Source organism: Plebeiibacterium marinum (assembly GCF_026013615.1).
Taxonomy (GTDB): domain Bacteria; phylum Bacteroidota; class Bacteroidia; order Bacteroidales; family Marinilabiliaceae; genus Saccharicrinis; species Saccharicrinis marinus_A.
On the sequence record NZ_JAPDPI010000009.1, the window covers coordinates 17,550 to 35,257 of the forward strand.

Sequence of the window (17,708 nt, forward strand, 5' to 3'; positions counted from 1 at the left end):
ATTATATTATCATACTTTTGGTTAAAAACGGCCGTGAATGTTTCGTTAAACATCACGGCCCAGAAAACATTGTGATAGTATAGTATGTGGAAAAAATAGGTTTCTAATTACAATTACATGGCTTCATAACCAGATATATCAGATTCAATTTTGCCAAAATCAATATTAACCCCCTCATTGTTCCTCACTTCTTTCATAGCTTCTTTGCCATTTCCATTACCATTTCCGTTTCCATTCCCATATGCCTTAGGCTTAGCTATATGATGGTTATATGATGGAGCCTTTTTCCTCCAACTGTTATCTGAATCATTAATTGTAAAAAACTGGGTAATACCTTCGAGATCGGCAGCCTGTGCAGCCATTTCCTCAGAACTTCCTGCCATCTCTTCGGAAGAAGATGCATTTTGCTGCGTAACCATACTTAGCTGTTGAATGGCCATATTCACCTGGTTTACCCCTGCCTCCTGCTCTCTACTTGCCGATGCAATTTCCTCAACCAAACGTGAAGTTTCCTGTATATCAGGCACAATAGACTTGAGCATCTCATTTGAACCTTCAGTCATTTTTAGCCCTTTCTCTGCAAGCGCTACAATTTCACTTGCTGCCAGCTGACTTCTCTCTGCCAGTTTACGCACCTCAGCAGCTACTACAGCAAAACCTCTTCCCTGGTCACCGGCTCGGGCTGCTTCCACAGCTGCATTGATAGCCAAAAGGTCTGTTTTTTCGGCAATCTCCACCACCACATTAATCTTTGCAAAAATATCGCGTACAGCCTGCATACTATCCTCAGAAGCTACTGCCACCTGTTCTGCAGCATTAGAAGACTTTCCTGACATATCCATTGTTTTAATGGCATTCGCTGTATTTTGCTGAATATTGGCCGCCATCTCTTCCATAGAAGAGGATACCTCTTCGGCTGCAGCTGCCTGTTCACTAACACCAGAAGAAATTTGCTGAGCCCCTGAACTTAATTGCTGACTGGCACCAGAAATATTGTCTGCTCCTGTTTTAATATCTCCTACAATTTCTTTTAATCGTTTCACCATTTGGCGGAGCGAGTGGGCCAATTCACCAATTTCATCCTTTTGATCAACATCAACCGTACTCGTTAAATCTCCTTTTGCTACACTATTTGCAAACTTTACCGACTTATTTATAGGCGATAATAGACTGTTGGTGATAAATATTGAAAGAAAAATAGCTAATATGGAGGCAACTACAATAAAGATAATAACTCCTGCCCGGGTACCCCTGGCTTCACTCACCATGGCCTCATCTGTTAATATATGATCTTCTGAGCCCTCTATAATCTCATCAAAAACTTTACCCACACTAGCCAAATGAACCATTGTCTCATTCTGGAATATACTATTGGCTTGAGTCATCCCACTTAGCTGACTTTCCGACCAGGTACCCAACGATTCCAGTTTTGACTGTACGTTTTTAGCTTTTAACGACAGATTATTAGCAAAAAATGCCTTTGCTGCCTCACGGTCATTATTTTTAAGATAGATTTCTGCCTGGTTCACACTAGTATGAAGTTCTTCATGTGCTTCTTCAATTTCAATAAAATAGCTATTTGTTTCAGGATAGTCAGTTTTTAATTCCGAAATTTCTTCTGAGTTCAGCCATTTACCAAAACTGCAAACACTTGGGTCTTTGACCACATCTATAGTTTTGCCAGAGTTTATATAAATAGCATCTTTTACATTTGATAACCACTTTTCATGATCAATGATAGCTTGTTTGAGCCGCAAGGATACATGCCAGTCAATTTGCTTAAAAACCTCGTTAATTTTAATTGCCGACTTATGCAATTCTTCATGAGGGGTTTCAATCTCATCAAATAACGATTTTAGCTCAGGGGCAAGATTTTCAGCCTGTTGCCGACCTTCTCCATAATACCATTTCCCAAAAGCACATTTATGATGGTCAGTTTCCACGTGTAACTCTTTAACATTGTTGTCGGTCAACAATTTATTTACATCATTGGCCCATAACAAATGGTCCACATATCTTTCTTCAAGTTGAGCTCTCAGTTTATTGCCATCTATAACTTCATTGGCATCTTTTAAAATGGCATTTATTCCGAATAAAGCCCATACCCCTGTAACGATCATTACAGCTATAATAATTCCAAATGCCAAAGCAAATTTTCGTCCCAGTTTAAAATCATTCCATTTCATAGTGGTATATAGTTATGTTGTTATTGTTGAGTTTCTATGGTTCTAATGTTTCCTTCACTTCGGAAGCTATTTTTTGCAGTTCAATAATTTCGCGGCTTGCCATAACCTCTTCAAGATTTATAAGCATTATAAATTTACCGTTACGGTGGATAACCCCATGGATATAATTTGAATTATAACTTTGTCCCACTTCAGGCACCGGTTTAATTTCCTCTTCGGATATTTCTATCACATCAACAACTTTATCTGATTGTGCCCCAATGATATTATCCTGGTTATTAAAGTTCAGGCTCAAAACTATAACAACAAACTTTTCATTCTCTGAATAATCAACAAGGTCAAATTTTAACCGGGTATTAACTACGGGTATTACATTTCCCCTAAAGTTTACAACTCCTGAAATGGCCTCCGGGGCCTTTGGCAAGGCTGTTATGGTATGTTCCTCTCCGGTTTCAATTATTTCCAGTACCTTATGTACACTTACTGCAAATAATTCATCCTGAAGCTTGAATAGTAAATATGACTCTTTTGATTTCGTTTCCATTTTAAAATATGTTGTTGAAATAACCTGAATCAAAAGTAAAGACGCCATAAAGAATTTAACAGACGTTTTAAGGCTGATTGCAAATAAACTATTGTAGGGTTGCAAATAATATAAAAATACCGTATTTTCATTTGCCTTGTTTTAAGCCTTTTACAAGAGGTTTTTTTTAGCTATATATTCATTGAGTCAGTTTTTCAATGGTTTATGTTGGTTTTTTTGTGTGATGGGGGAAATGATATATAGCACAAAAGAATCAATATTTAGCAACCCTTTTGGGGGATGCAAAAAAGATAAAGTACTAATTAAAATTTGGATAACTGATAATTTGAAACCAAGCCATAACTTTTGCGTATGGCTAAATCCAATTAATAAAAAACTAGAACCCGAAAAATATGCAAGGTATTGCAAAAGATATTGTTTTAATTATTGAAGAAGAACCAGGTAGTGCAAAGCTCTACTCCCTCATTTTCCGAAACGAGCCCTTTGATATATTGTATGCCACCAGCATATCAGGAGCAAAGGAAATAATGGAAGAGGTGCCTGTTAAAATCATCATCTCTGACATAATAAATTTAAGAGGCGATATTGTAGAATTCTTTGAACACATTGAATTCACCAACCCTCTTATCAAACGAATAATCATCAGTGACTACATTGATTCAAACATTGTTTCAGATGCCGTAAACAGAGGGCGCATATACAACTATATGCGAAAACCCATAGATCCTAAAAAACTCATTGTTACGGTTAAAAACGCACTCAACCAGTACAATCTGGCTAAACACAACGAACAATTGCTTTTGGACTTAAGAAAAAAGAACGTTGAGTTACACAAAACACTAAAAGAACTATCCGCAGAAGAGGAGAAATTCAGGAATTTGTTCAATTCCAGTGCTGATCCCATTATTATAATTGCTCCTTCTGGAAAAGTATTGCTGACCAACACAAGGGCAAAAGCAATTTGCAATAATTTTCATTCATCCTGCGAAGATGCCAACATATTCAATGTAATCTATTCTGACACCCCCGTTAGTTTAAAAAGTTACATATCAGATCAGACCAGGGATATTGATCAAACAATTGAAGTATTCATGGAATCGATGGACACGGACAAAATATTGTATTTTGAGCTTAAAGCATATCCCCTAAAATATAAATTCAAGCACTCCACAGGAATTATATTACGCGACATCAGCCTAAAAAAAGAGCTGGAAAACAAAGTTATCCAAACCATTATCCAAACCGAAGAAAAAGAAAGAAGAAGGTTTGCCCAGGAATTACATGATGGAATTGGGCCATTGCTTTCAACTACAAAACTATATCTTCAATGGTTGAACAAGCCCGATTCCAGGGCCGATAAAAAACAGATTGTTTCGAAAATGGAGGAAACACTTGAAGAAACTGTTTTGAGCGTTCGTGAAATCTCCAATAATTTAAGTCCTAAAACACTTACAAATTTTGGACTTGGACCGGCACTGCAAAATTTCATCAAACGGATAAGTACGGTGTCAGCAATTGAATTTAATTACAACAACAGGCTTAACCAAAGGCTTAATGAACAATTGGAAATTACAATATATCGCCTTATTTGTGAATTAATAAACAACTCTGTAAAACACGCAGAAGCTCAAAACATAGACATTGAAATTATTAAAAATGAAGAAATTGATATTATTTATAGTGACGACGGAATAGGTTTTAATGTTGAGAAAAAATTGGAACAAAATAATGGTGCCGGCTTAATAAATTTAAGCACAAGGGTTTTATCGCTGGGAGGACTATACAATATTGAATCTTCGCCCGGCAATGGCACAAAAGTTTATATCAGATTAAATGCGAATTAATAATAATATAATACAGGAAATATGTCAAAGGCAAAGTTATTTATTGTAGATGATCACCTTATTTTCAGGGAAGGTTTAAGAAACCTGATTGAGCTTGAAGGAATAGGCAAGGTAGTGGGGGAATCAAGCAATGGGAAGGACTTTTTGAACAAGATTGACAATATTGAAGCAGACCTGGTTCTGATGGATATATCAATGCCTGTAATGAACGGCATAGATGCAACAAAACAGGCCGTAGAAAACAATCCGGATTTAAAGGTTATGGCCTTATCCATGAATGGAGATGAAGAATATTATTACAAAATGATAGAAGCCGGTGCCAAAGGATTTCTATTAAAAGATAGTGGCATTAAGGAGATAGAACAAGCGATAAAAACGGTTATAGATGGCGATTCATATTTCTCAAACGAACTACTTCGCAGGATAATAACCAACTTGAGCAAGCCTGACAATAAAGGGAAAGACATAAGTTCCATCCTTTCTAAAAGAGAGATTGAGGTTTTAGTTGAAATCTGCAACGGATTAACTAATGAAGAAATTGCAGACAAACTTTTTATCAGTGCACAAACAGTTAAAGGTCATAGAAGTAATTTGTTGTCGAAAACAAATTGCCGAAACAGTGCAAGCCTTGTGATGTATGCGGTTAAAAACAAGATTGTAGCCTTTTAATTTCAGACATAGCTACAAACCCATTCATATTGAGGGGTCATTGTGATAAAATTCACTATGATACACAATATGTATTAGCAAACTCCTAACAATAATTTGATACATGGAATTATTAAAACCTGGATGGGACAGGCAGATGCAGCTTATAAATAAAATTGCTAATTCCTCCTGTTCCTTTCTAGCTAAAGCCTGCGATAATCAATTTGAAATTATCTCTTCTACTAATTGCATTTCGGTCAACACCAGAGAAGGAGCTTTATTAAATAGTAGTGAATATGCTTTGAATGAGGTATTGTCAAAAAACTCCTTACCCATTTCAAGTTATATTACTTCCAGGGACGATAAGTATCAATCTTTCTTAACTGTTGCAATAATAACAAACGACGATATGGCCTGGGGAGCCATTGTGCTATTAAAAGAAGACCGCATTTTGTTTGACTATGAAGCGGAAAAGGACGTATTGCTTTTTGCTCAGATAATTGCCGATCAAATCAACCTGCATCAGGTTAACAACTCATTAAATTCGGATAAGGAATACCTTATTAAAGACCAGGTAATATCTTACTTTTTTAATAAGATGCTGGTTGTTCCATGGTGTTTGGAATATAAAACCGGAAACTTTACATACATCGGAAATCAGGGAAAAAAGATTTTGGGATATGATAGTAAAAACTGGAAAACTATACATGACTGGAGTAAATGCATCCATCCGGAAGACCGTGAACGAATAACAAATCTTTTTCAATCCAACAGCAAAAAGGGAAAAGATCATTTTTTTGAATATCGGTTAGTCAAAAAAAACGGAGATATTATTTGGATACGCCACCTCGTAAAAGCGATAAATACAAATGACAATAACAGTTATGAACTCACTGGCTTATTTATTGATATAACATCAATTAAAGAAAATGAGCAACATTTAACCGCACTAAACAACCAGTTAAAGTACATCCTTAATGCCACAAATACTTTTTTAAGCATTGTTGATAACAATGACCATATCATCTTCCACAGCCATGAAGATATCAAAAAGATAAATGTCAAATGCTACCAACACTTTGCCAACAGGCAAACCAGGTGTACTGAATGCCCTTTGCGAAATATGGAAAAAACCAAAAGTATTTTTTATGATGAGATCAACCATAAAACTTATCAGGTAACCGCCTTTCCGTTTGAAGTTGCAAAAGATATCTGGCATATGGCTGAGGTAAGAATTGACATAACAGACAGGATAGAGCGTGAAAATGAAATTGTATCTTTAAAAAAGATGTTGGAATTCAACATGGAAGCCGGGAATATAGGATACTTTGAATATAATTTTAAAGAGAACACCATAAAAAGCAATAACGTTTTCAACACGATAACCGGATATAATTTTAACGGTGAACCTATACAATTTGAATGGTTGCTTTCTCGCTTTCATCCTGACGATGTTCACACAGTTATTGATTACTTTGCTAAAGCCCAAAAAGGATCAAGACTAAACTTTGAGTGCCGGATATTACATGCAGACAACAAATATATATGGATAAGTTATTCAGGACAGATTGTTTCCTATAATAGAGCTGAAGGCAAACCTCTGTCCATTGCCGGTATAATTAAGGAAATAACCTCATCCAAACAACTCCTTCAAGATCTGGTTTTTGAAAGAAACAAAAGTCTGAAGGCAAGTGAAGCAAAATCTGCTTTTTTAGCAAACATGTCGCATGAAATCAGAACCCCAATGAATGCCATTATCGGTTTTACAGAATTACTTGGGAAACACGTAACAGAACCACCATACAATGATTTTTTAAACTCCATAAAAAACAGTGGAAAAGTATTGTTATCGCTTATTAATGACCTACTCGACTTTGAAAAGATAGAAGCAGGTAAGATGCTTATCAACAAAGAGTGGATCAATTTTACTCAACTAGTAGCTGAAATAAAAAACACCTTCAGTGTTTTAGCCAATGAAAAACAAATAGCCCTATTAATAAAGCCTGGAGAAAATTTTCCCCAGAAAATATATATTGACTATCTGAAGATCAACCAGATTCTTCTAAACCTGGTTAACAATGCATTAAAGTTTACCCATGAGGGTTCAATAACCATAAAATATGGGTTTTCATTTTATGACAATGACCAGGAGGGGGTATTATCATTTACCGTTTCTGATACAGGCATAGGCATTCCGGAGAATAAAAGGACACACATTTTTGAACCTTTTATGCAAGGGGAAAAATCTACCGAGAAAAACTATCAGGGTACCGGGCTGGGCTTGTCTATTGTGCAAAAAATTGTACACACTATGGGAGGTAATATAGCACTAACAAGTGAAAGAGACAAAGGCAGTACTTTTTCTATATTAATTCCGGATATTCAATGCTCTCAAGACTTTGCCGAAGAAGATAGCATTGACATCAATGATAATTATAATATAAGTTTTAATAATGAACTCATTCTGATAGCAGATTCAATTCAATTAAACAGAGAAGTACTATATGCCATGTGCAGGAGTATCAATTTTACCTGTCTATCAGTTTCTTCCGGAACTGAAGTATTGGAGCACCTGGCCAGCAGTGATGTAAAGCTGGTAATTATGGATATGGACATAGATGAAAAAGAACCATTCCACACGATAAAAAAAATCCGGAACAATGAAAAAACAAAAGATATTCCGGTTATAGCCATCTCTACAAGTCAAACTTACACCCAGGTAAAAAAAGCTTATCAAAATGATTTTTCCGGCTTTCTATCAAAGCCAATAGTAGAAGCTAAATTAGTTCGTGAATTAGAAAAGTATTTCACCCCCTTAAATATGAATCTCAAAGAATCAATACATAATAATCCAATTAATTTTTCCGGCATGATGCCTGACAAACACAATGTGGTAAAAAATATATTCATCAATAGATTAATTCCTGTCTGGAGCGAACTGAGTGAGATCCTTTCCTCGGAAAACCTTAATATATTCACTAAGGAACTTAACGAACTGTTAAATGATAATGAATGGCCCGACTTAAGTATATACACCCAAAAACTGGAAACAGCTATAAAATCATATGACTTTGAGGCCATACAAAATTTAATTGCCTCCTTTAATACATTTATTCAAAAAGTAAACCCCGAACACCTACCATAACCCTAAACTCATAATATAAAAATCGACTATGAAAAATAAAGTCCTTGTTGTAGATGACAATCCCAAAAATCTTCAGGTAGTTGCAGCGCTGTTGGCCGAAAATGACTATTTATTTGAAGTTGCACTAAACGGTAAATCAGCCTTAAAATGGCTCGAAAAAACAAAATTCGATGCCATATTACTTGATGTAATGATGCCAGAAATGGATGGCTTTGCCACGTGTAAAACAATAAAAGCCGATCCGGAAAATTGCAACATCCCTATAATATTTCTCACTGCCAGTCATGATATTGAAAATATAACCCAGGGCTTTGCAAATGGTGGAGTGGATTATATTACAAAACCCTTTAACCAAAGTGAATTATTGGTTAGATTAAATACACATATAGAGCTTAAAAAATCAAGAGAAAAAATACTTGATTTAAATGGATGGCTACAATCCGAAATTCAAAAAAAGACAGAAGAAATTACTGAAGCTAATAATAATTTGAAGGTGGCATACAATGAACTTAAGAAATTGGATGATGCCAAAACTGATTTCCTGAATACCATAAGCCATGAACTCAGAACCCCATTAAATGGGATTGTTGGCTCTATTAACTTGTTGAATTCGTTTGACCACGAGCCTCACATCAAAGAGATCCTGTCTTTATTAAACACCTCGGTTAGCAAGCTTGAAAAATACTCTTATACAGCACTGCAAATATCAAACCTCCAACTAAAAGGGGAATCCCAGTTGGCTTTACAGCCTATAGACATACTTCCGATAATAAAAGCCACAATACATACTTTAAAGCTGCAATACACGGAAAAATGTCTGGAGGCCTCGGCATCCTGTGCGTGTACAGAGGCCATCGTTAACATCGATCAACAACTATTCAGAAATGCATTAACGGCATTACTAGAATGCTCTATAATCTATACTAACAATGGTAATATAAAGGTGGAAACCAATTGCCAATATGGCGTTATCCACATTTCAATAACTGATGATGGCAGTTTATATTCAGACAAAGATTTCAAGCACTTTTTTCAATCTGTAAAAAACCAAAATTACCAGTTTGAGCGGAACAATGCCATAGAATTATATCTTGCCAAAATCGTATTCTTATTGCATAAAGGAAATATTGAGTTTAACAATAAGGAAGATGGGAAAGGAACCATAACGGTAATATCACTCCCCCTTGCAAAAGCAAACATCAAATAAAACAACTTTTGAACAGGTAACCGCATAGTGCTAAATCACACATAAAATTAATAATGAAACAGCCATTACATATTATAAAAGAATGTGTTATTAAAGTCATTTTTATCACAATGGGCCTGTCATGTTTTTTCACACTAAATGCAGAAAAAAATGAAAGAACGCTATTTATGACATCCTACAACTCTGTTTTCCCTACATATTTTCTTTGTGCAATTCTTCTCCTTCTGCTGTCCGTGCTAATTCTCTTTATCAAAAACAAAAAAAGAAAAAGGGCTCAGATCGTTTTAACAGACAAGATAGATGAATATTCAGATCTTAACAAAGAATACATGAGGCTCAACAAGGAACACCAATTAATCAACAAAGAACTGAAAATCAAAAACAACAACCTTGCTCAAACGGAAGAGGAACTACGTACAAAACTAGAAGAACTACAGTTAAAAACCGACCTGCTCGAAAAAAGTGAGGAAAGATACCGCATGCTTTTTAATAATATGACCGAATCGTTTGCCTTGCATGAGATTGTTACCAATGAATCAGGGGAAGCAATTGATTTTATCTATCGAGATGTAAACTCGGTATTCCTGGACAGGGTTAACATGGAATACGATGATCTTGTTGGAAAATCTGCCAAAGAGCTATTCCCGGGTATTGAATTAAATTGGATAGAGCGATTTGGAAAAGTGGCACTCAACGGTAAATCAGATCATTTTATCGATAATTTTTCCACTAACGGAAAATCATACGAAACCATTGTATTTTGTCCCCAAAAAGGCTTTTTTGGAGCCATATTCAATGACATAACAGAAAGGCTTAATGCAGAAAAAAAGATAATTGAAGAAAAGGAAAGAACTAATTACATCATCGAAGGAACAAAGGCCGGGACATGGGATTGGGATATTAAAAAAAACAGGTTCACCATAAACGAACGATGGGCCAACATTATTGGCTTTACCAAACAAGAGCTGGATGGACTCAATTACAACAGGTGGATAGAATCTTTGCATAAGGATGATGTTATTCTGGTGAGCTCTACCCTGGGAAGGGTTTTCAGTAAAGAACATGATTACTACGACGTGGAATTCAGGCAACAACATAAAAATGGGGATTATATTTGGGTACATGCACGAGGAGATATTATGGAAAGGGCAGCAAATGGGCAACCTTTAAGGATGTGCGGAACGCATATTGATATCAATTCAAGAAAATTAACAGAACTAAAGGTGATTGAAAGTGAGCAAAGATTTAAAACGATATTTAACAAAAGCCGTACTGTAATGTTATTGGTAAATCCAAAAAACATGAAAATTGAAGATGCCAACGACTCTGCTCTCAATTTTTACGGATACTCAAAGGATGAAATGCAAAACCTCTATCTATCGGACATCAACAAAATGGAAGTTGAAGCATTAAAAAACATGGTTCGCCTATCAAAAACTGAAAAGAAAAAATCATTCAGCACAAAACATACTCTAAAATCAGGTGAGACAAGAAATATTGAGGCCTATACCAGCCCAATAAAAGTAAACAATAAAGAACTAATTCATGCCATTTTAATTGACACAACCAAGGCTGTTGAAAACGAATACAAATTACGGCAAATAAATCAACGGTTTATCGGATTGGAGAACATCATCCACTTTAAGGCTTCATCAATAAACGACCTTTTGGATTTTACTTTAAAACAATTAATTGACTATACTCAAAGTGATACCGGAGTTGTTTATCACTATCATGAAAACAAAAATCTATTCTTGCTAAATAACTTTTCAAAAGATGTTAGTTTATCAATGGACTATAACAATGAAAACCCTCATGAAAATTTAGATTGCCTGAGCAAAGCAGTGAAAATTAAAGAAACCGTTATCATTAATGATCCGCATACTAAATATCCATTTTTCACACACAAAAAAGGATCTACGGATTCAAAATATTATAAATCCATAACCATACCGGTAATCGACAATGAAAAAGTTGTAGCTCTTTTCTGGCTAGGCAGCAAAACAACAACTTATACTAAGTTTCATGCCGAGCAAGTAATGTTACTTTTAGAAACTGCCTGGATATTAGTTGGGCGGCAGCGGCACCTTGACAAAAAAACAAATAAATAACTACTCCTCTTCTAATACCAAAACAACTTTATTAAAATCAGCAGCAGCATTAATAACGTTTTTAAAACCAGCAAACTCTTCATCGGCGACCAAAATATTTTTATAGTATTCGTCTATAACAACCCTATATTCGCTATTATTATAAGTATAATCAGAAACGAAACCAAAAGTATCCCCTTCAACTATCCTCATGCTTGTAGCCTCTGGGTTGCTGATCCTATATCCTTCCGGAACATGAAATACGATTTCTCGATGATACATCCTGTTCCAATCATTCTCCGCCTGTGCTTTACGGCTCTCCTCAAAATACATTTCCACCTGAGGACCAATACTCTCACCAATATTCAGCAATATTTTATTCCCTGCATTTTCAAGTAAATCCTCAGTAGTTAAGTCGGAATACACAATAAAATCAGACCCTTTTATTGCATTTAAGTTACTCGTATCCCTAACTTCAAGCACCTTAAATGTAGGATTTGGAGCTTTTGCAGATGTAATTTCCTTTAAAGTATTCAACCTTTGTTCCGGATCCATCAAATCAATGAAATTAATTATGTAGCCCCCGCTCAAACCATTTAATGCCCTCTCCGTTTTTATATGTGCCACATTTTCATCAACATCTACCGTAATATCAATAACCATATTGTCGTAATTTGCACTATGGGGAGCAGCCGGGATATACTGAATTTTACCAATTGCAGCCTCAAAATCACCTATTTTTACAGGTACAACAAACAACCCATCAGTAGCCGTAAGCATTCCATTTACAACACCCAACCGATAGGGATGCATTAAAGGATCCAGATACTTATCCAGTTTTGGGAAATAGATCAAATATTTATCCAGGTAGTTCCAACTCTGAAAATCTGCATCAAACTTAACATCATTTCTTTCTGAAGTCAAAACCAGGTTGTGCTCAATCCCCAGTCTTTTCAGCATATTGGCATAAAGTTTAACAATCCCCCTATTACCCGATACTTTGTTATCAAATACAAAATTTAAATCAGAAAGTTCAGGTGCGTCAAAATCTTCAACGTAAATAGTTCTTTTTATAAATTTCTCCAGAGCCAAAACTTCATTCTCTACAGAATTACTATCAATTGCCGCAAGCTCCATCCACTTATCCATAATCTTCTCATCCACTCCCAGGTACATAGATTCGTATACTCTAATAGCGGCATCATCCCAGGTTAGTTTCTGAGCCTTTCCCAGGGCAGTATTATAATCTAACCTATACTCAACACGTCTCCTTCGGGAATCTAGATAGGAAAATTTTTCATTTTTAATTAAGGGGATACCTTTCTGTTCACACCTAAACTGGTTACGCTTATCGTCTAACTGGATAAAGGCCCCATTAGGAAATCCATTATACCCTTTAATATCGTAAACTAAATTCGCGGGGCATACAATATTAAAGGAAGCTAACTGCAAAGGGTAATTATATTGAAAAAATGTTCGTCCAAAATTAGCGCCTCCCATCTTTCTTGTTACCCAATATTCTACATCATCACCCTTTTCAATTCCATCAATAGCAAAAATTTTATAGCTATTGCGGCTTTCATCATCCTTTATTTCCTTAATATTTGCCTTGTCGAACTCTATAGTCTTTCCGTTGGGTTTAATAGTCCTTGCCTTAATATCCATTACTTCGATTACATTATTAAGACTAACAGAAATTTTATTAAACTGGTTAATAGCCTCATCGCTGTTTAAACGATATTTTTTATGCATGGTATGAATCATCTGCAGAACCCCATCCTCGCTATAGAAATATTCATAGTTTTCGTGCATAAATATTCCTATTACATTTTCATCCCTATTTTCGTCAAGTATAGCTGAAAATACGGGCTTTGTTTCCCATTCACTACTCGTATTCTGTGCAATTAAAAACACGTTACACAGAAGCAACAACACAACATAGATAAGTCTCATATTTAAAGTTTATTTTTTTTCAGAACCAGTGTTCTTCTGTAATTCCTATTTAAGTCCTTTATCATTTTGTTCCATTCCGGAATTTTGTCTTCCAGAAGTAAAAAAAACTCTGATTTAAATTCTTTCTCGAGCACAATATCATCACCATCCTTATAGTATTTCATAGAATACGAAAATTCTTCATTATTAAAAGCCCCATCTTTGGGGATATAAGTTACTTCATATCCTTGCGGAATACGAAAACGGGTAATATATTTTTCGGAGCAATAAAAATCATTTTGAACAGGAGCAACTGTTTCCGATGTATCAACCAACATTCCCTGGTATGGTTTATCCAGATTCATATTTACAAAAATCTCTTCCCCCACCGTTTTAATATAATCCTCTATCTCAAAAGAATACTGAACATATGCAGGAACTTCATATTCAAACAAGTTAGAGACTTGCTGTTCTGTCACCCTGAATTTATTGTTCCCTTTGTTAAAAATACGGCTAAAAACCTTTTCGTAATTATCCTGCTGAACCCCATCCATGGTATAGGCCAACTCTACTTTATTAAAGCCGCTGTACATCATTTTTGATTCTCCTTTTACAATTCCCCCATCCAAAGAAAAAGAAACAGAATCCGTAACCACACTGTAAGCTGATGGCGTTATAGGGATTTTATAAACTTTGTAATCTCCTGGCCCTTTTCCTACCAAAATTTCTTTACCCTGCAAATGGAATGGATAAACTCCATAATCCATATATTTAAAAGTCCCATCCAAAACCACCAGTGAATCTCCTACAATTCTGGTTGCTATCATATGGTTATCCGCTGATGGCAAAGGTAGATCACTGTATTTATATGGGATATGGCGAGTTCCAACCCAAGTGTAAAAAGTAGGCAGCCCTGCCAAATCCATCATGGCTTTTAACAGGCTCGACATGCCTTTGCAATCCCCAAACCTTTTTTGAAACACTTCAAATGCGTTTGCCGGAATAAATCCGGCATACCCATGTTCGTAGGCCACATATTTAATGTTATTATGAACCCAATAGTAAATGGCCTTTGCTTTATCTTCATCATTTAACCCTGCAGTAATTTTGCCAACTGTGTTTTTCAGGTCATCTGAAATTGTATCATTCACGTTTGCAACAAAATCATAATAATAATTGTATAACTGCTCTGTCGTTCCAAAATATCCTTTGGTAACGCCATCATGTTTAATACTTTTGATATATAATGCTATATGCGGACTAAAATGGTTTATACCAAAATATTTGCCGCCTGAATAATGATAAGGCTGCACATTTTCAGCTTCCCATTCATAAAACCGAAACTTTCCTTTACGGTATTCTTTAAAACCAACATTCGCAACATCCCCATTAAATATTTTAAAACCCAATTCAACATCACGATGTACTTTTACACAAACTTTTGAATGTGCTACAGGTAAAAATGATTGAAAATAACAGCTCCTTAAAAACCGGGGATTTTTATAGTTGATGGTATATTTCAGATATGTTTTCGAACCTTTTTCCAACGAAGGGTAGGCAAACTGAATTGTTTTTGAATCATCGTAGAAAATACTGGCATCCGTATTATGGGTTTCCTGAAATTGTTCAACCTTATATTTTTTGTACCCATCATCTTCCGGAATCAGTGAATATGCATCAATATCAGAAACTGAAGTAAAACTGCTAAAGAATATTTGATCTTTAGTGAATCCTTTTGAGTTCTCATTTACAAGTTCAACTTCCTTTTCATTGGTTTGGGTAACCATTAAGGAGTCATCCTTTATATCAATAACATAAAAGTAATTCAGCTGAGTAATAATCCCTTGATAATCGGACCTGACAACATCCTGTCCATGGATGTTTGCTGATATGATAAATACAACATATATTAAGAATAGTCCAAATTTATAAATCATTCAAAATTCGTTTTAAATATATCTGCTTTCAAAAATGGTTAATCAATTTTCACCCTGAGATTTTATGCTCCCATCATTCAGAAAATATCTCCATTCTCCACTCTTCTTCCCATCATTATAATAGCCTTCAGCACTAATTTCACCATTGTTATGATAATACCTCCATTCACCATCCTTGTTACCAGATGAATTTTTGTTACCTATAGAATATACTTTGCCATTATCATAATAGGCAAAGTCATATAGCTTCTCTTCCCCGATAATATTAGTCCTGCGGTGTTTTTGAATTATGGAAAGATACCCCCCCAGACCGTATAAAGCATCCAGTTCCTTTTCATTTTTTTCGTTGTATTTAATTACATCATCCTGACCTGTAGAACGCAATAGTGTATATAAAAAGGGGCTTATGTGTCCCCCATGATAAATTGCGTAGAAAAAAGGAAAATACATTTGAGCCCAGAAATCATCACACTTTTCATCATTAGCTCTATCATAAGGCAAAGTTTCCATGATCATTTTACTTTGCTTAACCAAAGAAGCATTAAACTCAATAGGTAAAGCATACCTGTCAGTTAAAACTATTCTTGCCCTAAAATAATGGTCAATTTCTTTAAAAACACTGTTATCATCAATAGGGTCAATAAAACAACCTTGAGTTGTATCCATATAATTATTCGACAGATTTTCAATAAAGACCAAAACCCTATTGCTCCTACTACTTGCTGGTTCAAGAGCCAGAAATGTTTCGAGTGATAACATGGCTCTTGTATACTGTTTTTGCCGTGCAGCCAGATTTCCCAAATACATATGACTGGAAGCATGGAAGGGATTACACCTGAGTGCCTCCTGAAAACACTTTTGTGCTTCACGAAAATCTTTCGTGTCAACATATGAAGCTCCTAAACTATAATGCAACAAGTATTCAAATGGATATTCTTTAATAGCATCCCGGTATGTTTCAATCGATTTTTCTGGCTGTCCCATATATTTATAAACAACACCTTTTGTTCTTAACAGATGACACCGGCTACTTCCATTTAGCGCAAGACCCTGATCAATTGCAACCAGGGCACTATCATATTTTTCCATGCCCAGGTATGCCATGGCTATTTCTGCAAGTACCATACTATAATTAGAATCATTTTCATGGACTAACCTGTAGGTTTCTATAGCTTCAGCATATTTTCCTTCATCACAGAGTTCATTCCCTTCTTTAATATGATCTTCTGAATTAGATTGAGCCTGAACACAAAATGTGGATACTATAAAAATTACCAATAAGCTAAATGATATTCTGTGCATAAAGTATAACGTAGTTATTATTTAAATAAACCTGAATATTTGTCAGATTGGAAAAATAGCAACAAATAGCAGAACTTCAAAAACTACTTGCGTTTGTTTCTGGCTAACTGTATCCCACCAAATCCGGCTATAATAGAAATATAAAACCCAAAATCGTACCACCATCCGGTATTATTAACCTCGTAGATGCTGATGGAACGGTTAAAAAAAGAAATAATTAAAGAAAAGGGAGCAATCCAACCATGCCAAACGCCTGAGAAAAACCCGGCAGGTTCATCGGGAGGATAGGAACCCCCTCCTGGCAGGCATGAGCTTAATCCAACAGAAAGTACAATTAGAATTGCCAGGATTGTATATTTTTGTTTTATTTTCATGGGATATAATTCTATAATGCAACATAAATTTACTTATAATGAAAATGAAATCCTTACTTCTACTAACATTTATTTTTTTGTTGGTTAATATAAAGGCTACCAATAAAGATAAAATTGTTGGGGTTTGGTATACACACGAAAAAAGATCCAAAATAAAAATAATTAAAAACGAAGACGATAGTTATTCCGGCACTATTATTTGGCTAAAGAAGCCAATGGAAGATGGCAAGCCTAAGCTGGATAAAAACAATCCAAATGAAACTTTAAAAACAAGGGAACTTATAGGTCTGGCAATTCTAAACAACTTTAAATTTGATGATTCGGATGAGGAATGGGTTGATGGAACCATATACGATCCTGATAGCGGAAACACCTACAAATGCTATATGTGGTTTAACGGTAACAGCAACTCTTTAAATGTAAAAGGGTACATAGGAGTTTCATTAATTGGCAGAAAAACAACCTGGACCAGGGTTGAATAAAGTCACTTGATTAATAA

12 protein-coding genes are annotated in these 17,708 nt (G+C 35.4%); 6 read left to right on the plus strand and 6 right to left on the minus strand.

The genetic code is table 11. The features are described from left to right. Positions 1–113 precede the first annotated feature (113 nt). Together OM074_RS06245 and OM074_RS06250 are read right to left on the minus strand one after the other, a co-directional pair. Positions 114–2,186, minus strand: coding sequence for a methyl-accepting chemotaxis protein (locus OM074_RS06245; RefSeq protein ID WP_301198519.1), 2,073 nt, complete (start codon positions 2,184–2,186; stop codon positions 114–116). A gap of 34 nt (positions 2,187–2,220) precedes the next feature. Then, positions 2,221–2,730 carry a chemotaxis protein CheW gene (locus OM074_RS06250; RefSeq protein WP_301198520.1) on the minus strand — a complete coding sequence of 170 codons (510 nt, stop codon included), beginning with the start codon at positions 2,728–2,730 and terminating at the stop codon, positions 2,221–2,223. Positions 2,731–3,122: 392 nt separating this feature from the next. Between OM074_RS06250 and OM074_RS06255 the strand changes: the two genes are divergently transcribed. From OM074_RS06255 to OM074_RS06275, 5 genes are all read left to right on the plus strand, one after another. Continuing rightward, the gene (locus OM074_RS06255) at positions 3,123–4,574 is read left to right on the plus strand and encodes a histidine kinase (protein WP_301198521.1); all 1,452 of its coding nucleotides are present in this window, start codon (positions 3,123–3,125) and stop codon (positions 4,572–4,574) included. Between the two features lie 21 nt (positions 4,575–4,595). Beyond that, positions 4,596–5,243, plus strand: coding sequence for a response regulator transcription factor (locus OM074_RS06260; protein ID WP_301198522.1), 648 nt, complete (start codon positions 4,596–4,598; stop codon positions 5,241–5,243). 103 nt (positions 5,244–5,346) lie between these two features. Next, positions 5,347–8,367, plus strand: coding sequence for a PAS domain-containing hybrid sensor histidine kinase/response regulator (locus tag OM074_RS06265; RefSeq protein WP_301198523.1), 3,021 nt, complete (start codon positions 5,347–5,349; stop codon positions 8,365–8,367). A gap of 28 nt (positions 8,368–8,395) precedes the next feature. After that, positions 8,396–9,574, plus strand: a complete 1,179-nt coding sequence (locus tag OM074_RS06270; RefSeq protein WP_301198524.1) for a hybrid sensor histidine kinase/response regulator — start codon at positions 8,396–8,398, stop codon at positions 9,572–9,574. Between the two features lie 329 nt (positions 9,575–9,903). Continuing rightward, complete coding sequence (locus OM074_RS06275; protein ID WP_301198525.1) at positions 9,904–11,685, plus strand: PAS domain S-box protein; 1,782 nt, start codon at positions 9,904–9,906, stop codon at positions 11,683–11,685. Here OM074_RS06275 and OM074_RS06280 read toward each other — a convergent pair whose 3' ends face one another. The 4 genes from OM074_RS06280 to OM074_RS06295 all read right to left on the minus strand — a co-directional run bounded on the left by OM074_RS06280 (position 11,686) and on the right by OM074_RS06295 (position 17,209). After that, entirely contained in the window at positions 11,686–13,617 is a 1,932-nt protein-coding gene (locus OM074_RS06280) for a DUF3857 domain-containing protein (protein ID WP_301198527.1), read from the minus strand. A gap of 2 nt (positions 13,618–13,619) precedes the next feature. After that, positions 13,620–15,533 carry a DUF3857 domain-containing protein gene (locus OM074_RS06285; RefSeq protein ID WP_301198529.1) on the minus strand — a complete coding sequence of 638 codons (1,914 nt, stop codon included), beginning with the start codon at positions 15,531–15,533 and terminating at the stop codon, positions 13,620–13,622. Positions 15,534–15,575: 42 nt separating this feature from the next. Then, on the minus strand, positions 15,576–16,835 hold the full coding sequence (locus tag OM074_RS06290; protein WP_301198531.1) for a tetratricopeptide repeat protein: 1,260 nt from the start codon (positions 16,833–16,835) through the stop codon (positions 15,576–15,578). A gap of 83 nt (positions 16,836–16,918) precedes the next feature. Then, positions 16,919–17,209 (minus strand): hypothetical protein, encoded by a 291-nt coding sequence (locus OM074_RS06295; RefSeq protein ID WP_301198532.1) that lies wholly within the window; start codon positions 17,207–17,209, stop codon positions 16,919–16,921. 38 nt (positions 17,210–17,247) lie between these two features. Here OM074_RS06295 and OM074_RS06300 point away from each other — a divergent pair, with 38 nt between their 5' ends. Continuing rightward, on the plus strand, positions 17,248–17,691 hold the full coding sequence (locus tag OM074_RS06300; RefSeq protein ID WP_301198534.1) for a DUF2147 domain-containing protein: 444 nt from the start codon (positions 17,248–17,250) through the stop codon (positions 17,689–17,691). Positions 17,692–17,708 lie beyond the last annotated feature (17 nt).